The organism is Allobosea sp. RIT-PG3_2 (assembly GCF_057321085.1).
This window is the reverse complement of record NZ_JBXWCA010000006.1, coordinates 146,682-161,489: the sequence shown is the minus strand read 5'-3', so window position 1 is coordinate 161,489 and position 14,808 is coordinate 146,682. Positions and strand designations below refer to the sequence as shown.

The 14,808-nt window shown below is 66.5% G+C and carries 15 protein-coding genes; 11 read left to right on the top strand and 4 right to left on the bottom strand.

Annotated features, from left to right (window positions below):
* The first annotated feature begins 154 nt into the window (after positions 1 to 154).
* Both alaS and AC2FAN_RS18300 read left to right on the top strand, forming a co-directional pair.
* Positions 155 to 2,797, top strand: coding sequence for an alanine--tRNA ligase (alaS, locus tag AC2FAN_RS18305; RefSeq protein ID WP_485175828.1), 2,643 nt, complete (start codon positions 155 to 157; stop codon positions 2,795 to 2,797).
* Complete coding sequence (locus AC2FAN_RS18300; RefSeq protein ID WP_265054006.1) at positions 2,797 to 3,450, top strand: hypothetical protein; 654 nt, start codon at positions 2,797 to 2,799, stop codon at positions 3,448 to 3,450. The genes alaS and AC2FAN_RS18300 overlap by 1 nt, the downstream gene beginning before the upstream one ends.
* Before the next feature lie 208 nt (positions 3,451 to 3,658).
* On the opposite strand, the gene AC2FAN_RS18295 is transcribed toward AC2FAN_RS18300, so the two are convergent.
* The 3 genes from AC2FAN_RS18295 to AC2FAN_RS18285 form a co-directional block, all read right to left on the bottom strand.
* Complete coding sequence (locus tag AC2FAN_RS18295; protein ID WP_476804809.1) at positions 3,659 to 3,841, bottom strand: hypothetical protein; 183 nt, start codon at positions 3,839 to 3,841, stop codon at positions 3,659 to 3,661.
* A gap of 60 nt (positions 3,842 to 3,901) precedes the next feature.
* Positions 3,902 to 4,363 (bottom strand): cupin domain-containing protein, encoded by a 462-nt coding sequence (locus AC2FAN_RS18290; RefSeq protein WP_485175827.1) that lies wholly within the window; start codon positions 4,361 to 4,363, stop codon positions 3,902 to 3,904.
* A 141-nt stretch (positions 4,364 to 4,504) separates the two neighbouring features.
* Positions 4,505 to 5,719 carry an NADP-dependent isocitrate dehydrogenase gene (locus tag AC2FAN_RS18285; protein ID WP_485175826.1) on the bottom strand — a complete coding sequence of 405 codons (1,215 nt, stop codon included), beginning with the start codon at positions 5,717 to 5,719 and terminating at the stop codon, positions 4,505 to 4,507.
* 215 nt (positions 5,720 to 5,934) lie between these two features.
* On the opposite strand from AC2FAN_RS18285, the gene AC2FAN_RS18280 reads away from it, so the two are divergent.
* The 3 genes from AC2FAN_RS18280 (at position 5,935) to AC2FAN_RS18270 (ending at position 8,200) form a co-directional block, all read left to right on the top strand.
* A complete protein-coding gene (locus AC2FAN_RS18280; RefSeq protein WP_485175825.1) occupies positions 5,935 to 6,750 on the top strand; it encodes a hypothetical protein in 816 nt (271 codons plus the stop codon).
* Positions 6,751 to 6,828: 78 nt separating this feature from the next.
* Entirely contained in the window at positions 6,829 to 7,566 is a 738-nt protein-coding gene (locus AC2FAN_RS18275; RefSeq protein ID WP_485175824.1) for an SDR family NAD(P)-dependent oxidoreductase, read from the top strand.
* An 88-nt stretch (positions 7,567 to 7,654) separates the two neighbouring features.
* Positions 7,655 to 8,200, top strand: coding sequence for a 2,4'-dihydroxyacetophenone dioxygenase family protein (locus tag AC2FAN_RS18270; RefSeq protein ID WP_485175823.1), 546 nt, complete (start codon positions 7,655 to 7,657; stop codon positions 8,198 to 8,200).
* A 113-nt stretch (positions 8,201 to 8,313) separates the two neighbouring features.
* On the opposite strand, the gene AC2FAN_RS18265 is transcribed toward AC2FAN_RS18270, so the two are convergent.
* Positions 8,314 to 8,721 (bottom strand): flagellar assembly protein FliX, encoded by a 408-nt coding sequence (locus AC2FAN_RS18265; protein ID WP_485175822.1) that lies wholly within the window; start codon positions 8,719 to 8,721, stop codon positions 8,314 to 8,316.
* A 226-nt stretch (positions 8,722 to 8,947) separates the two neighbouring features.
* On the opposite strand from AC2FAN_RS18265, the gene AC2FAN_RS18260 reads away from it, so the two are divergent.
* The 6 genes from AC2FAN_RS18260 to AC2FAN_RS18235 all read left to right on the top strand — a co-directional run bounded on the left by AC2FAN_RS18260 (position 8,948) and on the right by AC2FAN_RS18235 (position 14,781).
* A complete protein-coding gene (locus AC2FAN_RS18260; RefSeq protein WP_265054014.1) occupies positions 8,948 to 10,081 on the top strand; it encodes a flagellar basal body P-ring protein FlgI in 1,134 nt (377 codons plus the stop codon).
* Entirely contained in the window at positions 10,081 to 10,437 is a 357-nt protein-coding gene (locus tag AC2FAN_RS18255; protein ID WP_265054015.1) for a rod-binding protein, read from the top strand. The genes AC2FAN_RS18260 and AC2FAN_RS18255 overlap by 1 nt, the downstream gene beginning before the upstream one ends.
* On the top strand, positions 10,424 to 10,912 hold the full coding sequence (locus AC2FAN_RS18250; RefSeq protein WP_485175821.1) for a hypothetical protein: 489 nt from the start codon (positions 10,424 to 10,426) through the stop codon (positions 10,910 to 10,912). Before AC2FAN_RS18255 ends, AC2FAN_RS18250 begins: the two co-directional genes overlap by 14 nt.
* 194 nt (positions 10,913 to 11,106) lie before the next feature.
* Complete coding sequence (locus AC2FAN_RS18245; RefSeq protein WP_265054017.1) at positions 11,107 to 11,559, top strand: hypothetical protein; 453 nt, start codon at positions 11,107 to 11,109, stop codon at positions 11,557 to 11,559.
* A gap of 258 nt (positions 11,560 to 11,817) precedes the next feature.
* Complete coding sequence (locus AC2FAN_RS18240; protein WP_476804816.1) at positions 11,818 to 13,191, top strand: flagellin N-terminal helical domain-containing protein; 1,374 nt, start codon at positions 11,818 to 11,820, stop codon at positions 13,189 to 13,191.
* A 201-nt stretch (positions 13,192 to 13,392) separates the two neighbouring features.
* A complete protein-coding gene (locus AC2FAN_RS18235) occupies positions 13,393 to 14,781 on the top strand; it encodes a flagellin N-terminal helical domain-containing protein (RefSeq protein ID WP_485175820.1) in 1,389 nt (462 codons plus the stop codon).
* Positions 14,782 to 14,808: the final 27 nt, after the last annotated feature.

Genomic DNA, 14,808 nt, shown 5'->3' with positions numbered 1-14,808 from the left:
GGCCTTCGGGTCGCCCGTTTTCGTTAGCAGATGAGGCCTTGCGGCCTGTGCGCTGCAACCAGCTTTCTGGACAGGGGCGAGCCGCCTGACTAGAACCGGTCGTTCCCGCCGGGCGCACCCGGCCCTTTGCCCGTGTTGAGAAGCGCAAGAACCGATGAGCGGCGTCAACGATATCCGGTCGACCTTCCTCGACTACTTCAAGTCCAACGGCCACGAAGTCGTGCCGTCGAGCCCGCTCGTGCCGCGCAACGACCCGACGCTGATGTTCGCCAATTCGGGCATGGTGCAATTCAAGAACGTCTTCACGGGCCAGGAAAGGCGCCCCTATTCGCGCGCCACCACCGCCCAGAAATGCGTGCGCGCCGGCGGCAAGCACAACGACCTCGACAATGTCGGCTACACCGCGCGCCACCACACTTTCTTCGAGATGCTGGGGAACTTCTCCTTCGGCGATTATTTCAAGGACCAGGCGATCCATCACGCCTGGACGCTGGTCACCCGCGAATTCGGCCTCCCCAAGGACAAGCTCATCGTCACCGTCTATTCCGAGGACGACGAGGCGCATGCCCTCTGGAAGAAGATCGCCGGGCTGACCGACGACAAGATCATCCGCATCCCGACCTCGGCCAATTTCTGGCGCATGGGCGACACCGGCCCTTGCGGCCCCTGCTCCGAGATCTTCTTCGATCACGGCGACCATATCTGGGGCGGCCCGCCCGGCTCGCCCGAGGAAGACGGCGACCGCTTCATCGAGATCTGGAACCTCGTCTTCATGCAATACGAGGAGGCCGCGGGCGGCGTCCGGACCAACCTGCCCCGCCCCTCGATCGACACCGGCATGGGCCTGGAGCGCATCGCCGCCGTGCTCCAGGGCACCCATGACAATTATAACATCGACCTGTTCCGCGCCCTGATCGGCGCCATCGCCGACCTGACCTCGGTCGATGCGGACGGACCGATGAAGGCGAGCCATCGCGTCATCGCCGACCATCTGCGCTGCTCGTCCTTCCTGATCGCCGATGGTGTGCTGCCGTCGAACGAGGGCCGCGGCTATGTGCTGCGCCGGATCATGCGCCGCGGCATGCGCCATGCGCAGCTGCTCGGCGCCAAGGAGCCGCTGCTCTACAAGCTCGTGCCGGCACTGACCCGCGAGATGGGCCGCGCCTATCCCGAATTGCTGCGCGCCGAGGCGCTGATCACCGAGACGCTGAAGCTGGAAGAGACCCGCTTCCGCACCACACTGGCACGCGGGCTCACCCTGCTCGACGACGCCTCGAAGGATCTGACCGCCGGCCAGAGCCTCAAGGGCGACGTCGCCTTCACGCTCTACGACACCTATGGCTTCCCGCTCGATCTGACGCAGGACGCGCTGCGCGCCCGCGAGATCACCGTCGATACGGAGGGCTTCGATGCAGCCATGCAGCAGCAGAAGGCCAAGGCGCGCGCCGCCTGGGCCGGCTCCGGCGAGGCCGCGACCGAGACGCTCTGGTATCCGCTGCGCGACAAGCTCGGCGCTACCGAGTTCCTCGGCTACGACACCGAGACCGCCGAGGGCGTGGTCACCGCGCTGATCCGCGACAACGCCGAGGTGCAATCGCTCAAGGCCGGCGAGAGCGGCTTCCTGCTGGTCAACCAGACGCCGTTTTACGGCGAGTCCGGCGGCCAGGTCGGCGATGCCGGCCTGATCAAGGCGCCGGGCACGTTGGTCGAGGTCGGCGATGTCCAGAAGAAGCTCGGCGATGTCTTCGCCCACAGCGTCACCGTCAAGGAAGGCGAGCTCAAGCTCGGCCAGGCCGTCGAGCTGATCGTCGACCATGACCGGCGCACCGCCATCCGCGCCAACCATTCGGCGACGCATCTGCTGCACGAGGCGCTGCGTCTCGTCCTCGGCGACCATGTCGCGCAGAAGGGCTCGCTCGTTTCGCCCGATCGCCTGCGCTTCGACTTCTCGCATCCCAAGCCGATCAGCGACGAGGAGCTGCGCGAGGTCGAAGAGATCGCCAACGCCATCGTGCTCAGGAATGAGCCGGTCACGACCCGGCTGATGAGCGTCGACGAGGCGATCGAATCGGGTGCCCGCGCCCTCTTCGGCGAGAAGTACGGCGATGAGGTCCGCGTCGTGGCGATGGGCACGAATCCGGCAGGCCGGGCCTATTCGGTCGAGCTCTGCGGCGGCACCCATGCCGCACGCACCGGCGATATCGGCCTCGTCAGCATCGTCGGCGAAGGCGCCGTCGCGGCCGGCGTGCGCCGCCTCGAAGCCATGACCGGCAACGGCGCGCGGCTCCGCCTCAACGAGGAATCGCGCCTGCTCGACGGGCTGGCAGGCCTGCTCAAGGTTCCGGCTTCCGAGGCCGGCAACCGCCTCGCCGCCCTGATCGAGGAGCGTCGCAAGCTCGACCGCGAACTGACCGAGGCTCGCAAGAAGCTCGCCATGGGCGGCGGCGGTGCGGCCGAGGATCCGGTACGGGAGATCGCCGGGGCGAAGCTCCTGGCCCGCGCCGTCACCGGCATCGAGATGAAGGATCTTAAGAGCCTCGCGGACGAGGCCAAGGCCCGCGTCGGCTCCGGCGTCGTCGCCATCGTCGGCGTCGCCGATGACGGCAAGGCCGGCGTCGTCGTCGGCGTCACGCCCGATCTGACCGAGCGCTTCGACGCGGTCGCGCTGGTGCGCGCGGCGTCCGAGCAGCTCGGCGGCAAGGGTGGCGGCGGCCGTCGCGACATGGCCCAGGCCGGCGGGCCGGATGGCAGCAAGGCGCAGGCCGCGCTCGACGCCGTCGCGGCCGCGATGGGCTGATGACGGCCGGCGGGCAGCGCCAGACCGGCGCCCTCTCCCGCCGTGCCCTGCTGCTGGCGGCCGGCCTCTGGCCGGCGCTCGCTGCGGCACAGACCAGGCCGACACCGCGCAAGGCCGAAGGCCCCGCGCTTTCGGCGGCGCGCACCATCGTCGCGGGCGCGCCGCTCAGCGTCTTCCTGAGCCGCCCGCCGCAGGGCGCCCGCCTCGCCATCGCCCGCCCGGATGATCCGGATGCCACCGCGATCGTCGTGATCGAACCGAGGAACACGGTTCCCGTGCTGCCGACGCCCGGCTTGGCCGGAACCTACGAGCTGCGCCTTACAGTCGAGAAGGATGGCGCGCCGGCCATCCTGTTGCGCCAGCCGCTCGTCACGACCGAGCCGAGCGCTACGCTCGCGGCGCCTGCGCGCGTCAGTCGGGGCCAGGGATTGCCGGTCCGAGGCATCGGCCCGAACGGCGAACTCGACCGCGTCGCGCTGGTCTTTCCCGATGCGCCTGTGGATGCGGAAGGGCCGCGCTTCTTTCCGGCAGAAAATGTCGAGGCCGTGCTGGAGGCGCCGGACCAGCCCGGCATCTACGAGTTGCGCTATGTGATGAACGCGCCGGTTAGCGGGCTGCGCATCCTCGCGCGCCATCGCGTCATCGTGGAATGACGGGATGTGGGCTCTGCCCCGCAAAGGCGCTCGGGCTGACAAGCCGGGCTCCTAGAGCTTGCTGCGCGTTCTTCGAAACGCGGGTCGTCCCGGACAGAGCGAAGCGGAGATCCGGGATCCATGCCTGAACCGCTATCGGCAGCGCTCCGGCACGGATCCCGGGTCAAGCCCGAGATGACTGCGTGTCTCCGTGAAAGGTCGGCAGGTTTCAGCCCATCGCCTCGCGCTTCTTCAGCAGGTCGTTGAGCAGATCCTGCTGCTCGTTGAGCCGCGTGGCGAGGCTCTCCTCGACGGCAGCGCCGGATGCACCGGTCGCCTGCTCCATGAGCTCGGAGATATTCTTCCTGGCGATGGCGATCCGGTCGTCGAGTTCCGAGGCGTTCTCAGGCATCTTTGCTTCTCCGTATCCGCCGGTCGCCAGAGGATTGCTGCCGGCTCGAACAGCATAACGCTACCGGTCGGGATAAGGTTCGCCGTTCTTGTGTAGGAAGCGTCCGTCAGCGTTGGCGCTGATCATATCGACATCGGAACAGGTGGTCACGTCGGCGGGCCAGCGCGAGCCCACTTCGAGATAGACCGCCGTCGCATCCGAGCGATTGATCAGGTGATGGCCGTTGCCGCTGTTCTTTGGAAAGGCGGCACAGTCGCCGGCGCGCAACAGCGTCTCGCCGTCGTCCTCGACAAGAACCAGCTCGCCCATCAGCACATGCACGAACTCGTCCTCATGCGAATGCCAGTGGCGCTGCGAGGACCAGCCGCCGGCCGGCAGATGCATGAGGTTCACGCCGAAATCCTGCAGTCCGCCGGCATTGCCCAGCCGCTGCCTGACCCGCTTCGCACAGGGTTGGTCGAAGGGCGGCGGATAGCCCGCACCTTTTACCTCGGGCACGACGGCGAGATCGATCTTCGGCATGGCGTGCCTCCGGCGTTCGTCTCCCACAAGGTCGGTGAGCGATAACGCCGAGCCGACCCGCACGTTCCGAGTGGCTCAGTCGCCGACAAAAAAGCCCGGCCTCGCGGCCGGGCTCCGATGATATCTGCAGGAAAGGCAGCCTCAGGCCGCCATCGCCTTGCGCATGTTCTCGCTGACCTTCTCGAGGAAGCCGGTCGTCGAGAGGAACTTCTGGTCGGGACCGACCAGCAAGGCGAGGTCCTTGGTCATGTCGCCGGCCTCGACCGTATCGACCGTGACCTTCTCGAGCAGGCTCGCGAACTTGGCGAGCTCGGCATTGTTGTCGAGCTTGGCGCGATGGGCGAGGCCACGGGTCCAGGCGAAGATCGAGGCGATCGAGTTCGTCGAGGTCTCCCGGCCCTTCTGGTGCTCGCGGTAGTGGCGGGTCACCGTGCCGTGGGCGGCCTCGGCCTCCACGGTCTTGCCGTCCGGCGTCATCAGCACCGAGGTCATCAGGCCGAGCGAGCCGAAGCCCTGCGCCACGGTGTCGGACTGCACGTCGCCATCATAGTTCTTGCAGGCCCAGACATATCCGCCGGACCACTTCATCGCCGACGCCACCATGTCGTCGATCAGGCGGTGCTCATAGGTGATGCCGAGCTTGTCGAATTCGGCCTTGAACTCGGCCTCGTAGATCTCCTGGAAGATGTCCTTGAAGCGGCCGTCATAGGTCTTGAGGATGGTGTTCTTGGTCGAGAGATAGACCGGGTACTTGCGCATCAGGCCGTAGTTCAGCGAAGCCCGGGCGAAGTCCTTGATCGACTCGTCGAGGTTGTACATCGCCATGGCGACGCCGGCGTCGGGGGCCTTGAAGACCTCCTTCTCGATCACCGCGCCGTCCTCGCCGACGAACTTGATCGAGAGCGTGCCCTTGCCCGGGAACTTGAAGTCGGTCGCGCGATACTGGTCGCCATAGGCATGGCGGCCGATCACGATCGGCTGCGTCCAGCCCGGCACGAGGCGCGGCACGTTCTTGCAGATGATCGGCTCGCGGAAGATCACGCCGCCGAGGATGTTGCGGATCGTGCCGTTAGGCGACTTCCACATCGACTTGAGATTGAACTCCTTCACGCGGGCTTCGTCCGGCGTGATGGTGGCGCACTTCACGGCGACGCCATGCTTCTTGGTGGCGTTCGCGGCGTCGATGGTGACCTGGTCGTCGGTCGCGTCGCGGTTCTCGACCGAGAGGTCGTAATAGTCCAGCTCGAGGTCGAGATACGGGAAGATCAGCGTGTCCTTGATCTTCTGCCAGATGATGCGGGTCATCTCGTCGCCGTCCATGTCGACGACCGGGTTGGCGACCTTGATCTTGCTCATGCGATGATCCCTGTGCTCTCCAGATAGAACAATCCGAAACCGCAGCATTTTGGCCGCGGTTCGCGGCTGGTCGCTTCCTAGCGGGTTCGGGGCCGAGGGGGAAGCGCCGCTTTTGGGCAATGTGCGCCGCAGCCGGCTATGCTGCACTGCCGCAAAATCGGCACCTTCCCACCCTAGCCTGACCTACCGCTCGTCATAGCGACAGGACGAACGACGTGTTCAGATTCATCATTGCCGGCAACGCCGCGATGCCGCCGGCCGCGCTGCTTCTCGCAGTCATTTTGCTCCCGGGTGCGGCCTCCGCTCAGGCCTCCCCGCCGGATGCCGTGCAGCTGCCGATTCCGCGCGCGGCCTTGCAGGATCTGGACGCCGACGAAATGGACGCCGCCCCGCCCACTGCGGGCGATGCCGACGCGATCGTCTTCAATCCGGCGCTGGCCGCGATCGGCCGCGCGAACGCAGCCTCCGGCGCGCATCTGCGCGCCCGCACCCCCATCCCCGTCGACATTGTCCGCAACGGTTTCGCCGCGCGGCAGGATACGATGAGCGCCGCCCAGGATCGCTCCGTCGGCTTCAAGCTCGGCAAGGATGTCTTCTCGCTCTCGACCACGCTGTCTGCCCCGGCGAGCGTGGGCGCGACGCGCGATGCGCGGCTGAACTGGCGGCTGGCCCAGCCGGTCGGCTCGGGAGCGGGTTTCATCTGGGGCATCGCGACCGGCGGCGGCAGCTCGCTCTACTCCAACCCGGAGCAGATCGGCGAGGCGCTGATCGGCTACCGCCAGGAACTGCTGCCGCATCTCACGCTGACATCGCAGCTCGCCATGGCCGGCAATTACGTCTTCGCGCCGGGCGATGGCCTGCATTCGGCGCTGACCCCGGAGATGAAGCTCTCCGTCGATCTCGCCAAGCTCGCGGACCTGCCCTGGCAGACCTCCTTCGATGTCACGCTGGCGCGCAAGCTCCCGCTCGTCGCCAGCGATTACGAGACACGCGGCCGGGCCATGCTCTCCCTGAAATACGAGTGGCGCTGACGCGCCCGGCCGTGGCGACATGCCGGCCTGCGGGCAGCGCCCTTTCCCACAGGTGCCTGCCGCACTAGCCTCCGGGCCATGACACACTCGACTTCGACCAAATTCGCTCTCGTCACCGGCGGCACGCGCGGCATCGGCGCTGGCGCCGCCCGCTCCCTCGCCCAGGCCGGCTACGAGGTCCTGGCCACCGGTTTGACGGAGGAGGAGGTCGTGGCGGCTCCCGCCCATCCCGCCATCCGCCATGCCCGGCTCGACGTGACGCGCGACGATCAGGTCGGCGCCATCGTCGCGGCCTGTCCGCGCCTCGATGCGCTCGTGAACTGCGCCGGCATGATCCAGCGCGGCGGCAAGGAATTCGAGATCGACGCCTTCCGCCTGACGATCGAGGTCAACCTCAGCGGCAGCATGCGGATGTGCCTCGCCGCAAAGGACAAGCTCGCAGCCAAGGCCGATGGCAAGGCAGGTGGCGCCATCGTCAACATCGCATCGATGCTGACCTTCCATGGCTCGGCCTTCGCGCCGGGCTATGCGGCCTCGAAGGGCGGTATCGGCCAGCTCACCAAATCGCTCGCCGCCGCCTGGGCGACTGACGGCATCCGCGTCAACGCCGTCGCGCCCGGCTGGATCGAAACCGAACTGACAAGGCCGTTGGTCGAGGACGCCGAACGCTCCGCCCCGATCCTCGCCCGCACGCCGATGGGCCGCTGGGGCCAGCCCGGCGACGTCGGCGGCGCCATCGCGTTCCTGCTTTCGGATGCGGCGCAGTTCATCACGGGCGCGATCCTGCCGGTCGATGGCGGCTATCTCGCAGTCTAGAAAACCGATCCCGCTCAAAGGGTTCGGCGAAAGCGTTGAATCAGATTGAGCACCACTTGAATCAGAAGATCAGCACGGGAGAGACGCCATGAACACGACGAGCCCGATACCCGTCGCAGCCACGCAGGAAGAGCGCTGGACGCCCTATCGCCACCCGCAGCCGAAGGAATCTCCGCCAGAGCTGATCGTCCCCAACGTCATCCCGACCGACGAGCGCGTCTGGGTGCCGGTCGACGACAATGTCTGGTTCCGCCCGCTGCTCCTGTGTGTTTCGCGCGGCTACTGGATGAATCTGCTCAAGGTCCGGCGCGCCGGCGTGCTCTCGCGCCATCGCCATCCGCTGCCGGTCCATGGCTATGTGCTGAAGGGCAAGTGGCGCTACCTGGAGCATGACTGGATCGCGACCGAGGGCTCGTATGTCTACGAGGCGCCGGGCGAGACGCATACGCTGGTGGTCGATCCCGATGTCGAAGAGATGATCACCATGTTCCAGGTCAATGGCGCGATGATCTATGTCGACCCGGACGGCAAATGCCTCGGCTACGATGATGTCTTCACCCGCATCGACAAATGCCGTGCCCACTACGCGCAGAACGGGCTCGGCGCGGAGTATGTCGACCAGTTCATTCGCTGAGCCAACATTTGCTTAAGCGTCATTCTCGGGCGAAGCGAAGCGCAGACCCGAGAATCTCGTGACGGCGAATGCTGGTTTCCGAGATGCTCGGGTCAAGCCCGAGCATGACGCCATTACCGCTTCAGCTTCGCCAGCTCGACGGCGGCGCGCAGCTCGATATGGGCCAGCACCTCGTCGAGGCGCGGATCGTCGGTCGTCTCGCGCCGCAGCGCCAGCGTCGTGCGCAGGCGATCGAGTTCGGAGGGTAGCACGCGGCCGGCGAGCAGCGCCGCCTTGAGCCGGTCGAGCCCGTCGAGCAGATCGTTCCCGCGGCGAGCCTGCCGGCGCTTGCGCTCCTGCGGATCCTCCTGCGCCTGCACGGCCAGCAAAGTATCGAGCGGCCCGGTCGCGCCGACGCCGGCACTGCGGGTCGCGGTGGCCGAATCCTCTGTCGGAAGCGCGAAGGAGGCGCCGCTCGAGCGCCTCGCGGAACTGGCCGGGCCGGCATTCGAGACCGGCGCGCGCTGGTCGATCCTGATCATGGCGGCCTTGTGTGAGAGTAGCCCAAGCCTCGCTCGGCATGGTTAACAGCCGGTAAATAACCCGGCAGAAACTGCCGCCCCGGCAGGAAGCGCAGCCCGCGAAAGCCTGCCCCGAGGATGCTGCAAAACTCCAAATGACTGACAAACAAGGCTTTTCAATTTTGACCCGAATGGCACGCGGCTCGCAAGGGACGGTGGACTTGAACCTGTCCCCTGGTGCCGAAGCATGTTCCGCAACTCCGCCCTGACGACGCTGCTGAAGCCGCTGGCCGCCCTGCTGGCCGTGGCAGTCGGCCTGTCGGCACAGCCGGTGTTCGGGCTGTCTCGGATCAAGGATCTCGCCGCGGTCGAGGGCGTGCGCACCAACCAGTTGCTCGGTTACGGCATCGTCGTCGGCCTCAACGGCACGGGCGACACGCTGAACAACACGCCTTTCACCAAGCAGTCGCTGCAGGCGATGCTGGAGCGCCTCGGCGTCAACACGCGCGGCGCCAACATGCGCACCGCCAACGTCGCCGCCGTGATGGTCACCGCCAACCTGCCGCCCTTCTCGACGCAGGGCACCCGCGTCGACGTCACCGTTTCGGCGATGGGCGACTCCAAGTCGCTGCAGGGCGGCACGTTGCTGGTCACACCGCTGCTCGGCGCCGATGGCGAGGTCTACGCCGTCTCGCAGGGGCCCGTGGCGATCTCGGGCTTCTCGGCCGAGGGCGACGCCACCAAGATAACCCGCGGCGTGCCGACCGTCGGCCGCATCGCCAATGGCGGCGTGGTCGAGCGCGAGATCGATTTCGCCCTGAACAAGCTCTCGACGCTGCGCCTCTCGCTGCGCAACCCGGACCTCACCACGGCCCGCCGCATGGCCGCCGCGATCAACGACTTCGTCGGCGGCGACTCGGCCGAGCCGACCGACCCCTCGACCGTGGTCCTCCAGATCCCGCCGCGCTTCAAGGGCAACATGATCCGGCTGCTGACCGATATCGAGCAACTGCGCATCGAGCCCGACCAGCTCGCCCGCATCGTCATCGACGAGCGCTCAGGCATCATCGTGATGGGCAAGGATGTCCGCGTCTCCACTGTCGCGGTGGCGCAGGGCAACCTGACCGTCACCATCAGCGAGACGCCGCAAGTCTCGCAGCCCAACGAATTCGCCCGTGGCCGGACGGTGGTGACGCCGCAGACCAGCGTCAAGGTCGATACCGGCGGCGGCAACAAGCTCGCCCTCGTCAAGGAAAGCGTGACGCTGGCCGAGCTCGTCGACGGGCTCAACGCGCTGGGCATCGGCCCGCGCGACCTAATCTCCATTCTCCAGGCCATCAAGTCGGCAGGTGCGCTGCAGGCCGAAATCGAGGTGATGTGATGACTGCTGCCCTCGCGCTTCCCGCCGCCAACCTCGCCCTCGGTATCGCCGGCAAGGTCGCCAGCGGCATCGCCGATGCGCTCGATCCAGCCAAGGCCAAGGCGAAGAAGCAGGCCGACGACTTCGAGACAATGTTTCTCGAACAGATGACCGACCGCCTGACTGCCAGCGACGGCACCGAAGGTCCGCTCGGCGAAAACGGCACGGGCGGCGGCATCTGGCGCTCGCAGCTCAGCCAGCAATACGCCAAGCAGATCCAGAAGGCCGGCGGCATCGGCCTGTCCGACCAGATCATGCGCGACCTGATCAGCCTGCAGGAAAAGGCTGCCGGCGGGGCACAGAATGTCGGCGGCTAAGTTGATCCTGGATGAGAGGCCGCGCGTCGCCGATGCGCTGAGCGCCCGCGCGCTGGTCGAGGCCGTGCTCGAGGCGCTGGGTTCCCTGTCGCATCTCGTCGGCGAGGAGACCGAGCTCGTCCGGGCCGGCCGCCTGCCGGAGGCGATGAGCCGTGAGCCGCGCAAGACCGAACTCGCCGGCATCTATATGCGCGGCGTCGAGCAGGTGAAGCTCAATGCGGTCGCACTCGCCCGCTTCGTGCCCGATCAGGTGAAGCGCCTGAAGGAAGCCCACCTCGCCTTCCAGGGCCTGATCGAAACCAACCAGATCGTGCTCGCGACGGCCCGCGCCGTCTCCGAATCCGTCATCCGCGACCTGGCAGCCGACGCCAACAAGCCGATGCGCGCCAACGGCTACGGCCCCGCGGCCTCGGTCGGCGCCGGCGCCTTCGCCCGTCCGAATTCCGGCCCGCTCGTCGTCTCGCGGCGCCTGTAGCCAGCCTCCCCCAGCCCGGCTCTCCACGATACTTTCCGGCGCGGCTGCGTCGGAAACCCTCAATATTTACCTAACTTCCTAACGGCGGATTCAATCTTTTCTGTCATGTTTTCATCGTCGGGCAGGTCTGTCCTGTTACCGGCGATCGACGAACGCGGCGCGACGGTGCCGTGAAAGCTCCAGAAGGAGTGGCTGTGGAATTTGGCAACGCACCCCGGATCGTGGCCGCGCCCGGCGCGCCGGCCGTCACCCGTTCCGACGTCACCGCCCAGCCGGGCAGCGTCGCCGTCGATCTCCCGCCCGAGAAGACCGTCCAGTCGGCATCCGCCGGAGCGGCCGTTAATGTCGAGGTCCGGGCCGAGGCGCGCGATGCGCAGAGCCGCGCGAACGGGGAGCGCCGCGCCTTGATCAATGATCAGAACGGGCGCGCCGCCAATCGCACCGTCGACGAAACCGTCGAGCGCAAGTTGATCATCGACCCGCAGACCCGCGCGATCGTCCTGCAGAAGAAGGACCGCGAAACCGGGGAGACGGTCTCGCAATTGCCGGACGAAACCCTGCTGAAGCTGCGCGCCTATTCGCGCGAGCTTACAGAGCGGGCTCGCGAAGCCGAGGACACCCGCCATCAGGTCGAGCGCACGGCCTGACGTCTTCCCTCTTCCTTACCGCTCTTGAACACACCGCCCGCGCCCCTGCGCGGGCGGTTTGCGTTTGAGCTAAAGCCTGACTCTCCTGGCACCGCGAGCCGTTAGCGGGCGCTTAACCATAGCCCTACAAGGCCGGCCCTCTCTGCAATTCGCCCGCTGAAATTTACCGGTTGTTACCGGCTGGGCCGCCAGGGTCGCCCCGTCCTGGCCAGAACGGCCGGGGCGCCAGAAGGCACCATACCAGAAGGTAAAACACAGATGGCCGTCTCTATCTCCTCGGGCGTTCGCGCCGCTCTCTCGTCCCTGCAGTCGACCGCCGCCCAGGCCCAGGCCTCCCAGTTCAAGCTGGCGACCGGCAAGAAGGTCAACAGCGCAGTCGACAACCCCGTCAACTACTTCACCGCCGCTTCGCTCGATCAGCGTTCCAGCCAGCTCACCGGTTTGCTAGACGGCATCTCGAACGGCATCCAGACCGTCCAGGCCGCTTCCAAGGGCATCGACGGCATCACCAAGCTGGTGAACTCGCTCCAGTCGACGATCAAGCAGGCCCAGTCGGACGCTGCCCAGAACCGTCCGACCAAGGCCGGCACGGCTATTGCCACTGCGGCCGAGCAGGTCGCGACCTCGAAGAGCCTGAAGGACGTCGCCCTCGACAAGAAGATCGTCGACGACAACCTCGCCGTCGCCAACGACGCGACCGCGACCTACGCCGGTAACCTCGGCGTTGCCGACGACGCCGACGGCGTCCGCGCTGCGATCTCGATCAAGGCCGGCTCGACGACCTACACCGCCTCGTTCGACGCCAAGACCGCCACGGTCCGCGACGTCGTCAACGAGATCAACAAGTCGGGCATCGCCACCGCCTTCGTCGACGAGAAAGGCCAGCTCAACGTCAAGGGCACCGGCTCCGACAACGTCGAGTTCGGCTTCGGCACCGCCGCCGTGACCGCCGCCGCGCCGGGCGCTCCGATCCCCTCGGAAATCACCACCGCCAACGACGCCGCGGTCACCGCTGCCGGCACCGGCGGCAGCAACACCGCCATCGGCTTCCTGGCGGCTGACGCCACCACGCTCGGCGCGATCAAGGGTCAGAGCGTCACCTCGGCGGTGCGTTCGAACCTGATCGATCAGTACAACGACCTGCGCGGCAAGATCGACGACCTCGCCAAGGATGCCAGCTTCAACGGCGTCAACCTGCTGAAGGGCGACCGTCTCTCGATCCAGTTCAACGAGAAGGCCGGCAAGAACCAGACCAAGCTTGACATCCAGGGCTCGGACGTCACGTCCGACAACCTCGGCCTCGTCAAGGCTGGCAACACCACGCTCGCCGGCCAGGTCAACTTCCAGAACGACACGGATCTCGAGAACGCCACGCAGTCTCTGACCGGCGCCCTCACCTCGCTGAAGTCGCTGTCCTCGACCTTCGGTGCGAACCTCTCGGTCGCGCAGACCCGTCAGGACTTCACCAAGGACATGGCCGACGTGCTCAGCACCGGTGCCTCGAACCTGGTGAACGTCGACGCCAACTCGGAAGCTGCCGGCCTGCTCGCGCTGCAGACCCGTCAGCAGCTCTCGCAGACGGCTCTATCGCTCTCCAACCAGAGCGAACAGGCGGTCCTGCGTCTGTTCTGATCTTCGGTCCGCAGAAGCGGATCCACCCGCAGAACGCGGGACGAAGTCAAAGAGCGGCGGAGCTACGGCTCCGCCGTTTTCGTTTCGGCGTAGGCGATTGCATCTGCACCCGCGATTAACTTTTTATTATCCTTAACGAGTGATGATCTCCCCTGAAATCAGGTTGCATCGCGCCGGAATTGCGCGTTCAGGGGACCGAAGATGGCCAGCACGATCCTTTCCAGCGGCGTTCGCAACAACCTGCTGACGCTCCAGCAGACCACGGCGCAGCAGAGCGTGATCCAGAACCGCCTCGCCACCGGCAAGAAGGTCAATTCCGCGATCGACAACCCGGTGAACTACTTCACCGCGCTCTCGCTGAACGATCGTTCCAGCCAGCTCACGGGCCTGCTCGACGGCATCTCGAACGGCATCCAGACCATCCAGACCGCCTCCAAGGGCATCGACGGCATCACCAAGCTGGTGGGCTCGCTGCAGTCGACGATCAAGCAGGCCCAGGCCGACGCGGCCCAGAACCGCCCGACCAAAGCCGGCACAGCGCTGGCGACCGCCGCCGAGCAGGCGGTGACCTCGAAGAGCCTGAAGGATGTCGCGCTCGACAAGCGTCTCGTCGACGTCGCTGGCGGCACCGCTGCCACCGCTGACGCCGCGACCGCCACAAGCTCGGGCGACCTCGGCCTCCCAACCGACGCCGATGGCGTGCGGATGGCGATCTCGATCAAGGCCGGCTCGACGACCTACACGGCCTCGTTCGACGGTGCGAACACCACGGTTCGCGACGTCGTCAACGAGATCAACAAGTCGGGCGTCGCCACTGCCTTTATCGACGAGAAGGGCCAGCTCAACGTCAAGGGCGCGGGCTCTGACGATGTCCAGTTCGGCTTCGCCTCGGTCGGCGTGACCGCCGCCGCTCCGGGTGCGCCCACCCCGGCGGAAATCGCCACTGCCAACGCGGCGGCCATCACCGCCGCCGGCACCGGCACGAACAACACCGCCATCGGCTTCCTGGGCGCCGACGCCACCGCCTTGGGTGCGATCAAGGGCCAGAACATCACCTCAGCGGTGCGTTCCAACCTCATCCAACAGTACAACGATCTGCGTACGCAGATCGACCAGCTCGCCAAGGATTCGAGCTTCAACGGCATCAACCTGCTGCAGGGCGACCGCCTCTCGATCCAGTTCAACGAGAAGACCGGCCAGAACCAGACCAAGCTCGACATCCAGGGTTCGACCCTGTCCGCTGATAACCTCGGCATCAGCCAGGCGATCAACACCCAGCTCACCGGCTTGGTCAATTTCCAGAACGACAATGACCTGGACAAGGCTGCCTCGGCCCTCACCGGCGCGCTGACCTCGCTGAAGTCGCTGGCCTCGACGCTGGGCTCCAACCTCTCTGTCGCGCAGACCCGGCAGGACTTCACCAAGGAACTCGCCAACGTGCTGACCACCGGCGCGGGCAACCTGGTGCTGGCCGATCCGAACGAGGAAGGCGCGAGCCTGCTGGCGCTCAACACCCGCCAGCAGCTCTCGCAGACCGCGCTCTCGCTGGCGAACCAGGCCGACCAGGGCGTCCTGCGTCTCTTCGGCTGACGCTTCCGCGATCGCCGCCCTCCCCTC

What these genes read in the sequence shown, in the direction of transcription:
- AC2FAN_RS18250 (WP_485175821.1), top strand. Translation starts at nt 10,424, where the DNA reads ATGTCGGCGGCTAAGTTGATCCTGGATGAGAGGCCGCGCGTCGCCGAT.
- AC2FAN_RS18270 (WP_485175823.1), top strand. Translation starts at nt 7,655, where the DNA reads ATGAACACGACGAGCCCGATACCCGTCGCAGCCACGCAGGAAGAGCGC.
- AC2FAN_RS18300 (WP_265054006.1), top strand. Translation starts at nt 2,797, where the DNA reads ATGACGGCCGGCGGGCAGCGCCAGACCGGCGCCCTCTCCCGCCGTGCC.
- AC2FAN_RS18290 (WP_485175827.1), bottom strand. Translation starts at nt 4,363, where the DNA reads ATGCCGAAGATCGATCTCGCCGTCGTGCCCGAGGTAAAAGGTGCGGGC.
- AC2FAN_RS18240 (WP_476804816.1), top strand. Translation starts at nt 11,818, where the DNA reads ATGGCCGTCTCTATCTCCTCGGGCGTTCGCGCCGCTCTCTCGTCCCTG.
- AC2FAN_RS18295 (WP_476804809.1), bottom strand. Translation starts at nt 3,841, where the DNA reads ATGCCTGAGAACGCCTCGGAACTCGACGACCGGATCGCCATCGCCAGG.
- AC2FAN_RS18285 (WP_485175826.1), bottom strand. Translation starts at nt 5,719, where the DNA reads ATGAGCAAGATCAAGGTCGCCAACCCGGTCGTCGACATGGACGGCGAC.
- alaS (WP_485175828.1), top strand. Translation starts at nt 155, where the DNA reads ATGAGCGGCGTCAACGATATCCGGTCGACCTTCCTCGACTACTTCAAG.
- AC2FAN_RS18255 (WP_265054015.1), top strand. Translation starts at nt 10,081, where the DNA reads ATGACTGCTGCCCTCGCGCTTCCCGCCGCCAACCTCGCCCTCGGTATC.
- AC2FAN_RS18260 (WP_265054014.1), top strand. Translation starts at nt 8,948, where the DNA reads ATGTTCCGCAACTCCGCCCTGACGACGCTGCTGAAGCCGCTGGCCGCC.
- AC2FAN_RS18275 (WP_485175824.1), top strand. Translation starts at nt 6,829, where the DNA reads ATGACACACTCGACTTCGACCAAATTCGCTCTCGTCACCGGCGGCACG.
- AC2FAN_RS18265 (WP_485175822.1), bottom strand. Translation starts at nt 8,721, where the DNA reads ATGATCAGGATCGACCAGCGCGCGCCGGTCTCGAATGCCGGCCCGGCC.
- AC2FAN_RS18235 (WP_485175820.1), top strand. Translation starts at nt 13,393, where the DNA reads ATGGCCAGCACGATCCTTTCCAGCGGCGTTCGCAACAACCTGCTGACG.